The 14886-nt window shown below is 70.1% G+C and carries 19 protein-coding genes; 15 read left to right on the forward strand and 4 right to left on the reverse strand.

Annotated features, from left to right (window positions below):
* The first annotated feature begins 77 nt into the window (after nt 1-77).
* The 9 genes from QP089_RS00770 (at nt 78) to QP089_RS00810 (ending at nt 6631) form a co-directional block, all read left to right on the forward strand.
* Nucleotides 78-275 (forward strand): hypothetical protein, encoded by a 198-nt coding sequence (locus QP089_RS00770; protein ID WP_285909153.1) that lies wholly within the window; start codon nt 78-80, stop codon nt 273-275.
* A gap of 221 nt (nt 276-496) precedes the next feature.
* Entirely contained in the window at nt 497-847 is a 351-nt protein-coding gene (locus QP089_RS00775; protein WP_285909154.1) for a hypothetical protein, read from the forward strand.
* A gap of 199 nt (nt 848-1046) precedes the next feature.
* Entirely contained in the window at nt 1047-1838 is a 792-nt protein-coding gene (locus tag QP089_RS00780; protein WP_285909155.1) for an ArdC-like ssDNA-binding domain-containing protein, read from the forward strand.
* Nucleotides 1839-1907: 69 nt separating this feature from the next.
* Nucleotides 1908-2645: a hypothetical protein gene (locus tag QP089_RS00785; RefSeq protein WP_285909156.1), complete on the forward strand. Its 738-nt coding sequence runs from the start codon at nt 1908-1910 to the stop codon at nt 2643-2645.
* 146 nt (nt 2646-2791) lie between these two features.
* Complete coding sequence (locus QP089_RS00790) at nt 2792-3583, forward strand: hypothetical protein (RefSeq protein ID WP_285909157.1); 792 nt, start codon at nt 2792-2794, stop codon at nt 3581-3583.
* A 165-nt stretch (nt 3584-3748) separates the two neighbouring features.
* Complete coding sequence (locus tag QP089_RS00795) at nt 3749-3988, forward strand: hypothetical protein (protein ID WP_285909158.1); 240 nt, start codon at nt 3749-3751, stop codon at nt 3986-3988.
* The gene (locus QP089_RS00800) at nt 3985-4644 is read left to right on the forward strand and encodes a ParB/RepB/Spo0J family partition protein (protein ID WP_285909159.1); all 660 of its coding nucleotides are present in this window, start codon (nt 3985-3987) and stop codon (nt 4642-4644) included. The genes QP089_RS00795 and QP089_RS00800 overlap by 4 nt, the downstream gene beginning before the upstream one ends.
* 44 nt (nt 4645-4688) lie before the next feature.
* Nucleotides 4689-5861, forward strand: a complete 1173-nt coding sequence (locus tag QP089_RS00805; RefSeq protein WP_285909160.1) for a hypothetical protein — start codon at nt 4689-4691, stop codon at nt 5859-5861.
* Complete coding sequence (locus QP089_RS00810; protein ID WP_285909161.1) at nt 5858-6631, forward strand: formyltransferase family protein; 774 nt, start codon at nt 5858-5860, stop codon at nt 6629-6631. The genes QP089_RS00805 and QP089_RS00810 overlap by 4 nt, the downstream gene beginning before the upstream one ends.
* A 14-nt stretch (nt 6632-6645) precedes the next feature.
* Here QP089_RS00810 and QP089_RS00815 read toward each other — a convergent pair whose 3' ends face one another.
* The 4 genes from QP089_RS00815 to QP089_RS00830 form a co-directional block, all read right to left on the reverse strand.
* Complete coding sequence (locus QP089_RS00815; protein WP_285909162.1) at nt 6646-6915, reverse strand: helix-turn-helix domain-containing protein; 270 nt, start codon at nt 6913-6915, stop codon at nt 6646-6648.
* A 47-nt stretch (nt 6916-6962) separates the two neighbouring features.
* Nucleotides 6963-7220: a hypothetical protein gene (locus tag QP089_RS00820; RefSeq protein WP_285909163.1), complete on the reverse strand. Its 258-nt coding sequence runs from the start codon at nt 7218-7220 to the stop codon at nt 6963-6965.
* A gap of 114 nt (nt 7221-7334) precedes the next feature.
* The gene (locus tag QP089_RS00825; protein ID WP_285909164.1) at nt 7335-7535 is read right to left on the reverse strand and encodes a hypothetical protein; all 201 of its coding nucleotides are present in this window, start codon (nt 7533-7535) and stop codon (nt 7335-7337) included.
* A 91-nt stretch (nt 7536-7626) separates the two neighbouring features.
* Nucleotides 7627-7875 (reverse strand): hypothetical protein, encoded by a 249-nt coding sequence (locus tag QP089_RS00830; protein WP_285909165.1) that lies wholly within the window; start codon nt 7873-7875, stop codon nt 7627-7629.
* Between the two features lie 95 nt (nt 7876-7970).
* On the opposite strand from QP089_RS00830, the gene QP089_RS00835 reads away from it, so the two are divergent.
* The 6 genes from QP089_RS00835 (at nt 7971) to QP089_RS00860 (ending at nt 14665) form a co-directional block, all read left to right on the forward strand.
* Nucleotides 7971-8777 (forward strand): hypothetical protein, encoded by an 807-nt coding sequence (locus QP089_RS00835; RefSeq protein WP_285909166.1) that lies wholly within the window; start codon nt 7971-7973, stop codon nt 8775-8777.
* On the forward strand, nt 8761-9084 hold the full coding sequence (locus QP089_RS00840) for a hypothetical protein (protein WP_285909167.1): 324 nt from the start codon (nt 8761-8763) through the stop codon (nt 9082-9084). The genes QP089_RS00835 and QP089_RS00840 overlap by 17 nt, the downstream gene beginning before the upstream one ends.
* Nucleotides 9081-9341: a hypothetical protein gene (locus tag QP089_RS00845; RefSeq protein WP_285909168.1), complete on the forward strand. Its 261-nt coding sequence runs from the start codon at nt 9081-9083 to the stop codon at nt 9339-9341. Before QP089_RS00840 ends, QP089_RS00845 begins: the two co-directional genes overlap by 4 nt.
* Entirely contained in the window at nt 9323-9655 is a 333-nt protein-coding gene (locus QP089_RS00850) for a hypothetical protein (RefSeq protein WP_285909169.1), read from the forward strand. Before QP089_RS00845 ends, QP089_RS00850 begins: the two co-directional genes overlap by 19 nt.
* A gap of 34 nt (nt 9656-9689) precedes the next feature.
* The gene (locus QP089_RS00855) at nt 9690-10571 is read left to right on the forward strand and encodes a hypothetical protein (RefSeq protein ID WP_285909170.1); all 882 of its coding nucleotides are present in this window, start codon (nt 9690-9692) and stop codon (nt 10569-10571) included.
* Between the two features lie 806 nt (nt 10572-11377).
* Complete coding sequence (locus tag QP089_RS00860; RefSeq protein ID WP_285909171.1) at nt 11378-14665, forward strand: RHS repeat domain-containing protein; 3288 nt, start codon at nt 11378-11380, stop codon at nt 14663-14665.
* Nucleotides 14666-14886 lie beyond the last annotated feature (221 nt).

A 14886-nucleotide genomic window follows, 5' to 3' on the forward strand; every position in this document is an offset into this window, starting at 1 on the left:
GAGATCGTACTAGGCTCGGAGCCGGGTGGGTACCCACCTTTTTGTGAGGCGCACTGCCATAGCACCGTGACCAGGAGGTGGCTACTCTGATCGGCGTGCCGACCCAGGGAACTCCCAAGCGAACCGTCCGCGTAGAGGACGAATTGTGGGAGCTATTCCTTGAAGCGAGCAAAGCCCGGGGACTCAGCGGTGCCGAGAACATCCGCCGATTCATCGAGCGCGAGGTCGAGGCGCATCAACAGGCCACCGCCCAGCCGGCCGACGCCGGCGGATGACCGCGCCGCTCCTCTCTCCGCCGGCCAACGACACCCCGCCGCGCCCCCGCCCCTGACCGTCAGGGGCGGGGGCGTCGCCGCTTCGGGTAGCGCTCCCCTGGCCTGCACAAACGCCCGGTTCCATCTGTCTTGCCGATCTTGAATCGCGTATAGTTACAAGCGTTGCGAGGCGGACGGCAACCGCCAGGGACACCAGGAAACCGGCACGAGCAGGAGGCACCATGACCACCCCGACCTTCGACCTGGACGAGGCGCTGTTCCCCGCCGCCCACGTCCTCCCCGGCCTGCTGTCCCGCGAGCGGATCACCCACCTGGAGCAGGCATGGAAGGCCGCCAAGATCGATGAGTGGTGCGCCGTCTCCCGCCTGACGGGCGCCGCGGACACCGTTCGCCGCGCCGCCGGGTTGACCCCCGAGGCGCCGATGGGCTACGCGCTCCCCCGCGCGGAGGACAAGGCGCGCGGCGGCGACCAGCGCGCGGCCCGCGCGGTCGCCGACTACGCCGCGGCCGCGGCGGCGTACGAGGAGGTTCGCGTGGAGCTGGAGGAGCTGCGCCAGGCCGCCCGCGGGTAACCGCCGCAGGCCCACGCCGCCCCCGTCCCCGCTGCAGGGGGCGGGGGCGGTGCCGTGTTGCGGCACACCTTCCTGGCCTGCGGAAACGTCGGTTCCCGGCTGGCTGGACGATCACGGATCGCGTATAGTTACAAGTGTCAGCGGGGCGGACGGCAACCGTCGCGCAGACCAGGGAACCGAGCCACGACCAGGGAGAACCATGGGCACCACCACCCGCCGCCGCCGCGCCAAGGGCAAGGGCGCCGGCACCCGCAAGAGCAAGTACACCGACGAGCAGATCGCGGCGTTCCGCGCCCAGGACGCCGAGCTGGTCGAGCAGGCGCAGGACGCCCTGGCGGACCCGGCCTTCGGCGCGAAGGTCATCGCCGCGACCGGCGGCGGCGCGCTCAGCATCGCCCGCTACAGCCTCACCAACCAGGCGCTGCTGATCCGGCAGGCCGAGGACCGCGGCCTGGACCTGCGCGGCGGCGTCGGCACCTACCGGCAGTGGAAGGAGGCGGGCCGCGCGGTCAAGGCCGACCAGTTCGGCCAGGCCCTGTTCATCACTCGCCCGGTGGGCCGCCAGGACACTGACGCCGACGAGCCGACTGACGGCGAGCAGGAGGGCGCCCCGGTCCGGTTCCGGGCGAAGAAGGTCTACGCCCGCGCCCAGACCACCGGCATCGAGGACGACGCCGACGGCCAGGAGCCGCAGGCCGATGAGGACACCGACCTGGAGGCCGCGGTGTACGAATCGCTGCGCAAGGAGGCCGAGCGCGCCGGGTACACGCTGACCCTCTGGGAGGCCCACGAGCACTACGGCCGGGCCGTCGAGGTCGACCACGACACCCGGACCATCCACGTGCACGACGACGCCCCCGGCGGCCTGGAGCAGCTCGCCGGGATCCTCGGCGAGATCCTCACCGAGCAGACCCGCGCCCGCAGGGAGAAGCGGCAGGCCACTGAGCCGACCGCGCCCGCCGAGACGGTCGAGGAGATCACCGTTCTGTGACCCGGCCGACCGGCCGCCCACCCCGACCAGGAGGGCGGCCGGTCCCGGCGCTCCCCGGAGGGACATCCCTTGACCGTCTCCAAGCGATTCAAGATCAACATCATGGGGTTCGGGACCCTGACCGGCACCTACTCCCACGACTGGGAGACCGGCGTCACCCGCTACGACGTGACCGGCCCCCGCGTGGCCGGCACCTTCACCGTCCAGCTCTCCCCGCACCGGTGGGTGAAGTACGACGCCCCGGGCGTCTCGCCGTACTCCTCGACCCGGTTCAGCCGAACCGGCGAGGAGGCCACCGCCGACGTCCTGGACGTCAACGCCGACACGGTCATGGTCGAGTACGGCCACAGCGGATACACCGAGCACCTGCGTAAGGACCGGCCGGTCGTGAACGGCGTCAGGCTGGTCGGCGCGACGGCCGTCAGCCTGGCCAAGGTCCGCGAGCGGTCCGCCGCCCGGCAGCGTCTCAAAGGCCGTGACATCGTCTGCCGCCGCCAGGTCGGCACCATCCACACCACGTCCGTCCCAAATGCGACGGCGGACCGTACCGCGGTGGTGATCCACGGACTGCTGGTGCACTGGTGCAGCCGCCCCGAAAACGGCGACCTGCGGCGCGCCGCCTGCCGCGCCGAGGCCAACGGCTGGCGCATCGACAGCGCCGAGCGCGACGTGAAGTCCAAGCGGGATCAGCTCGAGCGGGCCCGCATGGAACTCGACCGCGCGGAGGCGTACCTGCGGCAGCTCCGCGGCTACGCCGACATGCCGCCGGTCACCCCGTACGCGCCGCCTGCGGAAACCTCGTCATGAGTTCCGACACCAGCACACCCGCCGCTGTCTACACTGTCCGGAACCCGCCCGCTCGAGGGCGCGGTTTCCTGGAGGCGGCCGAGGTCTTGCCGACCACCCGCAAGGTGGTTGACCTCGGCCGTCGCGCATTCGTGAAGGGGAATACCGTGCCCGACGTCAGCCCATACATGACCGACATCGACGGGGTGCCGCACATCTCGCGCGCCGGCCTGTGCGAGCTGACCGGTCTTTCCCTGGAGAGCGTCAACCACCTGTGCGCGCCGTCCCGGCGGCCCTCCTCCGGCTGCCCCGAGCCCGTCCGCGTCGGCCGGTCCGACTGGTTCCCGCTCGAGCGGGCCCTGCTGTGGGCCGCGGCGGTCCGCCGCCCGGAGCCGCAGCCGCCCGCCCCCGTCGATGACCCTGACGAGCTGATCACGGTGACGCAGTTCCGGACCGAGGTCATGCGCCCGCCGGTCACCGACTCGACGTTTCGCGGGTACATCCGCATGTCGCGCGCCGACTGGGACGCCGGCCGCGACGGCTACCTCCCCCTCCCGGACGGTTGGGAGCCCGCGCGGCGCGGAACGTCTCCGCGGTGGCGCCGCGGTGCGGCCGCGGTCTGGCAGGCCGCCCGGCCCGGCAGGCCGATGACGGGCCGCCCCCGGGAGGTCGACCGGGTCCCGCAGCCCGCGCCGCCCGTCAGCGACCCGGACGAGCTGATCGGGGAGACCCGGTTCCGTACGCAGATCATGCGGCCGCCGATGTCGCGGGGCGCGTTCAAGCGGCTGGTCGCCGAGTCCCGCCAGGCGTGGGCCGCCGGCCGGGACGGGGTGCTGCCGCGTCCGGACGTGGAGGAGCGCGGCGCCGGGCCGGTGTTCCAGTGGCTTGCCGGGCGGGCCGCCGCGTGGCAGAACGACCGGGCACGCGAGGCCGCGAAGAACCCACCCGGAACGCGCTAGAACACATCTCAACTCACCGGAACACACCGCTGCTCACCTGCGGAAACTCTCCTAGAACACGCTTCACCAGGGACCTTATGCTCCAGGTATGAGCGTGACCCCTGACGCGCCCTGCGCTCCCCTCGACCGGCCCCGCTCCCCCGCACCCGCGGCGGGGGCCGGCCCGTGATCAGCGAACCGCGCTACACCCTCGACCAGGCGCGGCAGCTCCTCGCCCGCCAGGAGTGCCGCGCCCGCGGACACGACCTCGACATCGTCACCAGCACCGCCGGCGAACCGCTGTCGGCGCACTGCTCCCGCGGCTGCGGTCACCCCGGCTGGAGGCTCGTCCCGATCATCAGCACCTCCCCCGCCGCCGGCGCCCCGACCCGCGCACCTCAACACCCCGGAGACACCCGCCCATGACCGAAACCCAACCGGCCGACTACCAGCGCACCGCGACGATCTCGCTGGACGAGTTGACCCCGTTCCCCGGCAACAGCAAGCGCGGCGACCTCCAGGCCATCCTGGAGAGCCTGCGCCACAACGCGCAGTACCGCGGCCTGGTCGTCCGGGAGATCGACAACGGCCCGCTGATCGTCCTGGCCGGCAACCACACGATGCGGGCCCTGCAGGCGCACGGCGCCGGAGACTGCGGGCAGCGCGTCAAGGTCAACGGCGTCGAGCGGCCGTGCGGCGTCTGCGGTAACGGGCCCTGGGACCCGGCGGCGCGCTGCGAGGTCATCCGTTGCGACGACGCCACCGCCCGCCGGATCAACCTCGCCGACAACCGCACGTCCGATCTCGGCACCTACGACGAGGAGGCGCTGGCACAGCTCCTCACCGATCTCGACGGCGACTTCGACGGCACGGGGTACATGCCGACCGACCTGGAGGCCCTGCTGGCGCAGGCCGACGAGGACGACGAGACCCCGCAAACCGCCGACGAGCTCGAGCCCGGCGAGGACGTCTACCGCGAGCAGTACGGCGTGATCGTCATCTGCGGCGACGAGGACGAGCAACAGCGCATCTACGAGGACCTCCAAGGCCAGGGGTTCAACTGCCGCGTCGTCACCACCTGACGGCCGGCCGCACACCACCAGCACCACACATCTGCGGGGGCAGCATGAAAATCGACATCGACAACCGCTGTGACGACTACACCGGGTACCGCGCCGCCCGCGTGAAGTCCCTGTTCAACGTCGACTCCGGAAACCGATTCACCCACACCGCCGACCTCGACATCGCCGACGACCAGTGGCGGATCGGCGTGATCGTCGGCCCGTCCGGCTCCGGCAAGACCAGCATCGGCGGCCGCATCTGGGGCCCCGACACCGTCCTGAACCCCGAGGGCACCTGGCCTGACGACAGGCCCATCATCGAGGCGATCGGCCCCGACGCCCCGTTCGACGACGTCACCAACGCGCTCGGCGCCGTCGGCCTCGGCGACGTCCCCGCCTGGCTGCGCCCCTACCGGGTGCTGTCCAACGGCGAGAAGTTCCGCGCCGACCTCGCCCGGGTCATCGCCGAGCGCCCGGCCCGGGTCGTCATTGACGAGTTCTCCTCCGTGGTGGACCGGCAGATCGCCAAGGTCGGCGCCGCCGCGTTCGCCAAGTCCTGGCGCCGCGGCACCGGGCAGGCCGTCCTGCTGTCCTGCCATTACGACGTCCTGGACTGGATCAGTCCCGACTGGGTGTACGACACCGCCACCGGCCAGTTCGCCAGGGGGTCCCTTCAATACCGCCGACCCCGCATCGACGTTGAGATCCGCGAAGGCGGCTGGAGCCTATGGCCGTACTTTGAGCCGCATCACTATCTGAAGGTCGCCCCGATGGTCGCCTCCCGCTGCTACGTCGCGTTCATCGACGGGGACCCCGTCGCGCACGTCGCGGTCGGCACGAAATCGGTACAGCTCAAGGGCAAGCGGATCGGTGTCGAGGCCCGCGCCTGCCGCCTGGTCGTGCTCCCCGAATGGCAGGGCGCCGGCCTCGGGATGCGGTTCCTCAACCAGGTGTGCGAGCTGCAGTTCCAAGGCCGCGGCCGCCTGGAGGGCCGCCGCATGACCACCCTGTTCCACACCAGCCACCCCAACCTCGCGGCCGCGCTCCGCCGCGACAAGAAGTGGCGACAGATCTCCGGCGTCCTGCACGGCAACCACAAGGGCCGGTCCGCGCGGAGCATCAACACCTCGCACGCCAAGACCAACACCAAGGTCGGGCTCGGGAAGAGCGCCGGGTTCGGCGGACACTTCCGCGCCGTCCAAGGGTTCCGGTACTACGGCGAGACGAGCGCCGCATGACCCTGAACGTCTACGTGTCCGGACAGCGCTCGTTCGGCGCCGCCGTCGCCGACCTCGTCACCGCGCGCGGCCACACCCTCGTCGGCGTCGCGTCCCCCGCCTACCGCGGCACGGACGCCTCGCTGCCCTGGGCGTACGGCGACGACGCCCTTCCGTGGGACCGGCTCCGCGAAGCCGCATGGCGGCACGGCGTCCCCTGGACCGAATCCAGCCAGCTCCGCGCCGCGCTCGTGCCGGACGGGACGGACGTCATCATCGCCGCGCACTCCCACGCGTTCATCGGCGCCGCCACCCGCCGGCGGGCCCGCCTCGCCTCGGTCGGCTACCACCCGTCCCTGCTCCCCCTGCACCGCGGGCGGGACGCGGTCCGCTGGACGATCCGCGACGGCGACCGCGTCACGGGCGGGTCGGTGTATCACCTGACCGCCGCGGTGGACGCCGGGCCGCTCGCCGCGCAGGACTACGTGCTCGTACCGCCGGGCGCGACCGCGTCGACGCTGTGGCGTGACCTGCTGTTCCCGCTCGGGGTCCGGCTGCTCGGCGAGGTCCTGGACGACATCGACGCCGGCGACGTCACCGCGGTCCCGCAGGACGAGGTGTGCGCGACGTGGGAGCCGTCGTGGGACAGGCCGCCGCTTCACCGGCCCGAACTGCCCGAGCTACCGGCGGCCGGGGGTTCGGGTACCGGGCTGCGGTGGACGGCCGACAGGGGCGCGCTCAGGCACCGCCGGGAGGTCTCGGCGCGCGGGGCGGCGGGGGCGGTGCGGTGAGGGCTGTGGGCAACCTACGGCGCGGCAACGTCCGGCTTGCGGGGCGTGTCCTTGCGGCGCGGGCGGCCGCCGCCGGCGCCCTGTCCGGGGCGAAAGGCGTGCCAGGCGCGCAGCTCGTCTTCGCGGCTGGGGAGCCAGCCCGCGATCGGACGGCCGATCCCGGTCACGGCGTCGGGCTCGGGGAAGGTGTCGTAGCGCTGCCGCCATTTCTCGACGGTGCCGGGGTTGACGCCGAACAGGTCGGCGATGTCGGCGGCGCTCATGTACTGGGTCGGGCCGGGCATGGGGTCTCCCTGGGAAGAGGCGGAGCGCCCCGCGGTGGGGGCGGTGGTCACTCCGCGGCGGCGATCGCCGCGGCGGGCAGGCGGCCCTTGAGGGGCATGGGGACCAGCTCGAGGCTGACGTATCCGTCGCACAGGGTCAGGGCTCCGTCGGCGCCCTCGGTGACCTTGGCGTACTTGCGGGTGCTGCGCGAGAACCGGGCGTCGGCCTCGGTCATGAAGTCCGCGGCGGCGTCGGCCCGGTCGGCGTACACGTTGATGACCTCGTTGCTGCCGTTGCCCTCGAACTTCAGCACCCAGACGTTCATCGGTATCCCCTCCGTCGTTCCCGTTTCCTTGTCTCTAACTAAGGACAATGTTAGCTCGACCCCTAAACCTTGTCAACATGGCGGGACAAAGTTTAGGGGAGGTGGGCCGCGCCGTCAGGCCGGCCAGCGGTGCAGGTTCATCCCCTGGTACATGCCGTCGACCACGATGGCGCCGCATCCACAGTGGTATCCGCACCGCTCCCCGGTGCCGGTCCTGCGGAAGTACCGCTGTACGTCGGGCTCGGTGCCGCAGACGGGGCATTCGGTGGCGGCGATGTCGCGGGCGTACTGCTCGTTGACGGCGGTCAGGTCCATGCTGGTCACTCCTTCGGGGGCGGGCGGGTGTGCGGCCGCGGGGGCGGCGCGGCGGGCCCGCCGTGTCTGGCGGGCCCGCGCGGGGTTCGGGCTAGATCCCGTGGGCCTTGCGCACCGCGGCGTCCTGCTCCGGGGTGGCGTTGACCGTCATGTACTCGACGCCGCCGTGGCCCTCGCGGGAGGTGATGCACACCAGGTACCGCTCGGGGATCTCCATCCGGTACTCGTAGCGGCCGACCTTCACGTCCACGTGGCGGCCCATCGTGGTGCGCCGGACCGTCCCGGTGCGGGCCGCGGCGAAGACCTCGGCGGCGGTGGTGGTGTCGATCTCGGTGTTCATTCTGACCTCCGCGTTTCCTTGTCTCGATCTGTAGACAAAGTTACTCGCTCCCAGAAACGTTGTCAACACACCCGGACAAAGTTAGGGTGAGGAGAATGCCGCACCGCACCGGCCACGGCCGCGGCGAAGACGCCGCCTCCGCCCGCCGCGTCGAAGCCGCCCAGAAACGCGCCCGCGCCCTCGAACTCCGCAAGGCCGGCGCCACCTACGACCAGATCGCGCAACAGGTCGGCTTCTCCAACCGCGGCACCGCACAGCGCGCCGTCGTCACCGCCCTACGCGAGATCACCGCCGAGCCCGCCCGCGACGTCCTGGCCCTCGAGCTCGAACGCCTCGACGCGATGCTCCTCGGCCTATGGCCCGACGCCCGCCGCGGCGACCAACAGGCCATCGACCGCGTCCTACGCATCCAGGAACGCCGCGCCCGCTACCTCGGCCTCGACAGCGACCGCGGCGGCCTCGGCGCCGCCGGCGTCGAATCACTCCTGGAGGTCCTCGCCGACGACGAGGTGAAGAACGCGCCCCGCCGGCACCCCGCCGAGGTCCTCCTCGACTGCGTCCACACCGCCGACGTCCTGCTGACCGCGACCCGCAAACAGGTCCAGGACGGGCAGGCGTCCCCCGCGTCCCTCGAAGGTCTCCGCGTCGCCTTGGACTACGCGGCCAAATGGGCGGAGAAGACCGTCGCGCTCGACATCGCCTCCCAGCAGCAACGGGTGTTCGAACAGGTCGGCGCGGTCTACGTCGGCGCGCTCCGCCGCATCGTCGAACGCCTCGGCCTGGACGAGCAACAGCGCGCCATGGTCCCCCAGGTCGTGGAGGCGGAACTGGCCGCGATCACCGCCGGCGACCAGCCGGACGACACCCCGACCCTGGAGGGCAGCGTTGAGCGACCTGAGTGAACAGGAAACGACCCGGCGCGTGTCGATCAACCTGATCCTCGCCACCGACCGCGACCCCCAGGACGTCCACCTGGCGCTGCTCGCCGCGATCAGCGACCGGTGGCCGGTCCTGCACACCTCCGTCTACGCCTTCGACATGGACGACCCGGACGTCCCGTCCGTGCAGCTGGTGATCGACCCGGTCGCCGGGATCCGCGGCGCGTTCGTGGACGACCCCGAGCGCGCGGAGGCGCAGGCGAAGGAGCTGGGGTCGGTGGTGGTCGAGCTGCCTATCGACGCCGACCACCGCGGCGAGGTGAACCGGTGACCCTCACCGCGACCGTTCACGTCGCCGGGCCGCCGCAGTTCGGTGGCCTCCGCCAACAGTGCGCCCCCTGCGCTCACGTCCTCCACGACTACACCGGTACGGAGATCGCCTTCGCGCTGCAGCCCGGCGAGCCCGAGCCGCCGACGGTCGGGCACTGGACCGAGGGCGCCCAGGTCGCCCGGGTCGACGGCCTGTCCTACCTGATCCAGGGCCGGGCCCTGGACGACGACGAGCGAGAGTGCAGGCCCGCATCATGACCGACCACCAGCAGCCCACGCGCGTCTCGGGCCTGACCCCCGACGGCCTCGCCGACTTCGCCCGCCGTCTGCCGGCGCCGCCGCCGGTCCGCGCCCTGGAGGTCGGGCCCGGCGTCGCCGAGCAGCTCGCGGCCGCAGCCCCGGCCACGCCCGCCCCGCTGCTCCCGCTGTCACCGGCCGAACTGCTCACCGGCATCCCGGCCAGCGACCTGGCGCCCGGCGCGTGGCGGCTCGTCGGGCAGGACGGCCACACTCTGCGCGAGGGCCACCTCACCGGCGGCGAGGAGCCGGTCTTCCGCTGGCTCGACACGTGACCTCGGCACCAGCCGAACAGAAACGGGGGAACTGATGGGACGACCCGAGATCACGGGCGAATGCCCCGGCGCGTGCAACAGCCGGTACCGCCGCGCCTGGACCGAGCACGAGGACACGCACGCCGCATGGCGGCGGCAGTGCGCGAAAGCGTCTGAGGACGCCGCTGCGATCCTGGCGACCGTCCCCGAGGGTGAGGACCCCGGCCCGGACGTCTACGACGCCCTGTTCGCGATCACGCTCCCCGCCGACCCCGACGACCCGGGCGCGCCGACCCGGCTACCCGACCCGCCCGAGGAGCCCACCGTCGCGTGCACCCTCGGGGAGCCGGTGTGGTGCGCGTCCTGCGTCCGCCGGATCCGCGCCGCGCTCGTAGACATCGGTGACCTCGCCGCCCGATTGGAGGCATGGGCGGACGGGCACCGCGGCGCCGGGTCGGGTGAGCACACCTCGACCCGCCGCGCGTCCGCGCCGAGCCCCTCCCCGGTCACCGACGAGCTGGACAAGCTTTACGGGCTGCTCGCCGACGTGGAGCGGCTGTGGCGCGAGCACGCCGGCCACCCGCAGCGCCCGAACCGGTCCCGCGGCGGGGACGCCCGCCAGCGGACCCTGGAGTACCTGCTCGAACAGTCGGACCACATCCTCGCCAACCCCGGCTCGACCCGGTTCGGGCAGGGCGTCATCGCGTGGCAGGTCAAGCTGCAGCGCATGTCCAAGACGGACCCGGTCGTGCGGTCCCGGCCGGGCCGGTGCCCGCGCTGCGGGTGGGTCAACGTGCTGTACCTGGAGGACGGGATCACCAAGTGCCGCAACGGCAAGTGCGGCCGATACCTGTCTGAAGAGGAGTACCTCGAGCAGGTCCTCGGCGCCGCGGACACGTCGGTGGTGAGCGAAAGCCGCGCCGCCCGCACCTCCTGAACACCGCCGGCCGCGCGCGCCCCTGTCACGCACGCGGCCGGCTACGCGGGCCGTGCCCCACACCCGCCCCGGCCCGTGATGCGACGGAGCGGCGGTCGCGCGATGTCCGGATCCTCTCGGACGTGAGCCACCATCAGCATGCCTCGGCACCCAAGATCTTCAGGACGTAGCGATCCTGTCCCGATCAGCAGCGTTTACGTGCGGCTAACCCTGCCCGCGACCAGCCAAACCCAGCCGAGACTTACTCTTAGTGATCGAGAATCACTCGAAATGGTCTTTACTTGCATTGTCCAACAGTGCATGATCCCTCCTGACAAAGACTTTGCCAAACGACAAGCACCAACCGCTCCCACCCCGCAGGACAGGAGTCAAGGAAAATGATCGCCGCACCTTTGGACGCGGTCACTTGACCCGACACATCCATGCGTCCAGCATGGTGACCTTCGACCCTGCTCCCCTGACTGCCCCTCAGCGCTTTGGCCACGCCTGCGTCGTGTGCGGCAAGCGGTTCCCGCTCCCGCGCACCCAGGTAGGCGTCACGCCCGACGGCGCCGGGGTGAGAGCGTGCGACGATTGCGTTCCCGTCGTCCACCCACCCTGATAGGGCAGTTACTGCCCACGAAAACCACTCCCCCTCGGTTTCGCGTCGCACCGTGAAATGCGGTGGCCACGCCAACCAATCATCCCGAGTTCTGCTCGCATGCCCTGACTGCCTCTGCAGGAGGGGCCTCCGCCGACTTATGCACGCGGAGCGCTACGAGCTGTATTCAGCATGCCAACATCCCACAGCAAAAGGAGCATGTTCGGTGTCACGCCGCATCGTGGCGTGCGTCGCAGCTTCGGTCCTGGCCGCTACCGGTCTGGTAGCAGTCCCCGGCGCCGCTGACGCCAAGCCACGCCCCAAGACCGCATCATTCCAGTTCCAGCACCTGTACCCGGAGATCGGCTCGCCGCACACCAGCAAGCCCAAGCTCGGGCCGTCCAAGCGCGGCCCGGTGCGCCTGGTGTCCCCGAGCACCGTCGGTGAGCCCGCTCGCACGAAGATCCCCACCTACGCCGCCGCCAAGACCACCACCTCGCCGACGATCGCGGCGGCGGCGTCGGTGCCGGTGGGGATCGGCCCGGTCCGCAACGGCACGTTCCTGTCGTTCAACCTGGCCGACTACCTACAGTTGAAGGTGAACGTCGGATCCGGGAACGCGATGGTCCGGTCGACCGACATGTCGCTGCCGGGGATCGGCGGGAACGTCACCGTCGGCGCGGTCTACAACAGCCTGCTGCACGCCGCCGACGTCCCCACCGGCGTTATCTCGCCCGGCTGGCGGACTCGGCTGGGTGAGGACGTGCGGCTGTACAAAAACAGCGACAACTCCGTCACCTACGCCGGGCCCGACGGGGTCTCGGGGGTGTTCACCCCGTCGGGGTCGGGCTACAGCACGCCCAAGGAGTTCAAGGGCGACCTGACCAGCCAGTCCGGCGGCGGCTGGAAGTACCTGGACCACGGCTCGGGACAGCAGAGCTACTTCAACTCCTCCGGACTGCCCTCCAAGGTGGTGGACCGCAACGGCAACACCACCGACTTCACCTACACCGGCAGCCACGTCTCGGCGATCACCTACAAGCCCAAGGGCGAGACGACCGGCCGCCAGATCAAGATCGGCATGTACGACGGGGACCAGATCACCCGCTACACCGAAGATGACGGCAACGGCGGCCAGCGCATCGTCGTGTACAGCTACGACCCCAGCAGCCACCGGCTGAGCCAGATCCAGCAAGCGGCTGGTGAAGTGACCACATTCGGTTACGACGGCGCCGGCAACCTGTCCTCGGTCACCAACGGCAAGGGCAAGACCACCTCCCTGGACTACGACGCGAACCACCGGGTCCTGGCCGTCACCCAGGGCGGCGACTCCACCGCCCAGATCACCCGGCTGGCCTACCCGTCCAGCACCCAGTCCCAGGTCGCCGACCCCAACACCGACCAGGGCAAGGCGGTCGCCGACGTCCCGCACACCACCTACACCATCAACACCAACGACCGGGTCACCAAGACCGTCGACCCGGCCGGCAACACCCGCTCCAAGACCTACACCCCCTTTAGCGACATCGCCTCCTACACCAACGCCAATGGGGGCCTGACCAGCAACACCTTCGGCGCCAACAACGGCGAATCGCTGACCAGGTCGGTTTCCCCGACGGGTGCGTCGGCGTCGCTGACCTACGGCAACTCGCCCACCTCCCAGAACCCCACCGCGGCCTACCAGCCCTCGGCCGGGAGCGACACCCAGGGCAACTCCTCCACCTACACCTACGACGGCGCGGGCAACCAGACCTCGACCAAGAACGCACAGGCCGCCGAGGCCAAGGTGTCCTACAACGACGACGGCACCGTCAAGGACTCCACCGACCCCAAGAACGGTAGCAACTCCAGCACCTACAGCTACGACGGCAACCACCAGCTCGCTTCGGTCACCCCGCCGTCCGGCAACACCCTGAAGAAGAAGACCTTCACCTACGACGGCTACGGCCGTGTCGCGATCGTCACCGACGGCAACGGGAAGAAGACCAGCTACACCTACGACGATGACGACCGGGTGCTAACCATCGGCTACTCCGACGGCACCCCGACCGTGACCTACACCTACGACAAGGCCGGCAACGTCTTCACCCGCGCCGACGCCGCCGGCACCACCACCTTCGGCTACACCGCCCGCAACCTGGTCGCAGCCCGGCAGTCGACCTCCGGCGGCGGGGAGATCGACTGGCAGTACGACGCGGCCGGGAACCTGGTCAACCAGATGGACGGGCGCGGCACCGACCACTACGTGCACTCGGTCCGCAACCTGCTGGCCTCGATGACCGACGCCACCGGCAAGCAGTGGATCTTCAAGTACGACGACGACGGCAACCGCACGGACACCTACTTCAACTACACCACCGGCCCCGCCGCCTGGTCGATGCACACCGTCACCAGCTACGACAAGTCCGATCGCGTCACGCGCGTCAAGACCACCGGCAACTCCATCAGCAACCCGATGGTCTCCGACCTGTCGTACTGCTACGCCAAGCACGTCGACGGCCAAGGCTGCTCCACCGACACTGGTGACGACACTGGCCTGCGGCAGTGGTCCACCGACAACGCCGCGAACAAGACCAGCGTCTACACCTACGACAAGGGCAACCGGCTTACCAAGGCCACCGGCGTCAACGGCCATGACTATGGCTACGGCTACGACTCCGACGGCAATCGCACCAGCCAGAGCGTCGACGGCACCACCACCCAGACGCTGACGTTCAATTCGGCGAATCAGATCACCTCATCGGGGTACGGCTACGACGCCGCGGGCAACCAGACCTCCTCCCCGACCGTTACCCAGATGACCTACAACGCCGCCCAGCAACTGACCCGGACAAAGGTCGGCAACACCACCACCGCCTACACCTACGCCGGCCCCGACCAAACCGAACTCGTCAAGACCGGCACCACCAGTATCGTCTACGGCACCGCCACCACTCCCATCGCGTACACCAACGGCGCCGCCACGACCTACATCGAACGCGACGACTCCGGCGCACCCTTGGCCGCCAACGTGAACGGAACCGACACCGCCTATGCCACCGATGGCCTCGGCTCTGTGGTCGCCACCGTAAACCTCGCTGGCACGAAGGCGACCGGCTACGCCTATACCCCTTACGGCGAACAGACCGGCAAGAACACCGGCGACACCAACCTCGTCGGTTACACCGGCGCCCTGTCCGATCCCGCCACCAGCAACCTCTACCTCTCCCACCGCTACTACGCCCCCGGACAGGGGGGCTTCACCCAGCAAGACACCATCACCAAACTCGCCGATCCCCAAAACGGCAACCTCTACGCCTACGCCAGCGACAACCCCACCAATTACATCGACCCCACCGGCCAATGGAGTTGGTCCAGCTTCTGGGGCTCTCTGGCCAGCGGATGGCTCACCGGATCGGAGTGCTGGGCTGTAGGCGCGATCCTGGCGCCTGAGACCGCCGGAGTAGGCGCGGTTGTGGGCGGCATCGCCTGCGGAGCCATCACCGGCGCTGTCGCAAGCGGGATCATGAGTTAACATATTATCGGCGCAAAGATCGTTCGGGCGGGCCGCACGGCCCGCCCGAACGAACCATATAAGAAGCCAATCCCTAGCATAACAACAAGAACATTACCGCCACACAAGACCTACCTAATCCACAATCAGAGGAGGAGAGTCTATGGACTGGAGTGTATTGGCCGGTAGCGCGACAGGAGCGATTCTATTCTTCCTTGTTGTTGCGGCCATCCAACGGACAT

The sequence above is a fragment of the Actinomadura opuntiae genome, assembly GCF_030283205.1.
GTDB lineage: Bacteria > Actinomycetota > Actinomycetes > Streptosporangiales > Streptosporangiaceae > Spirillospora.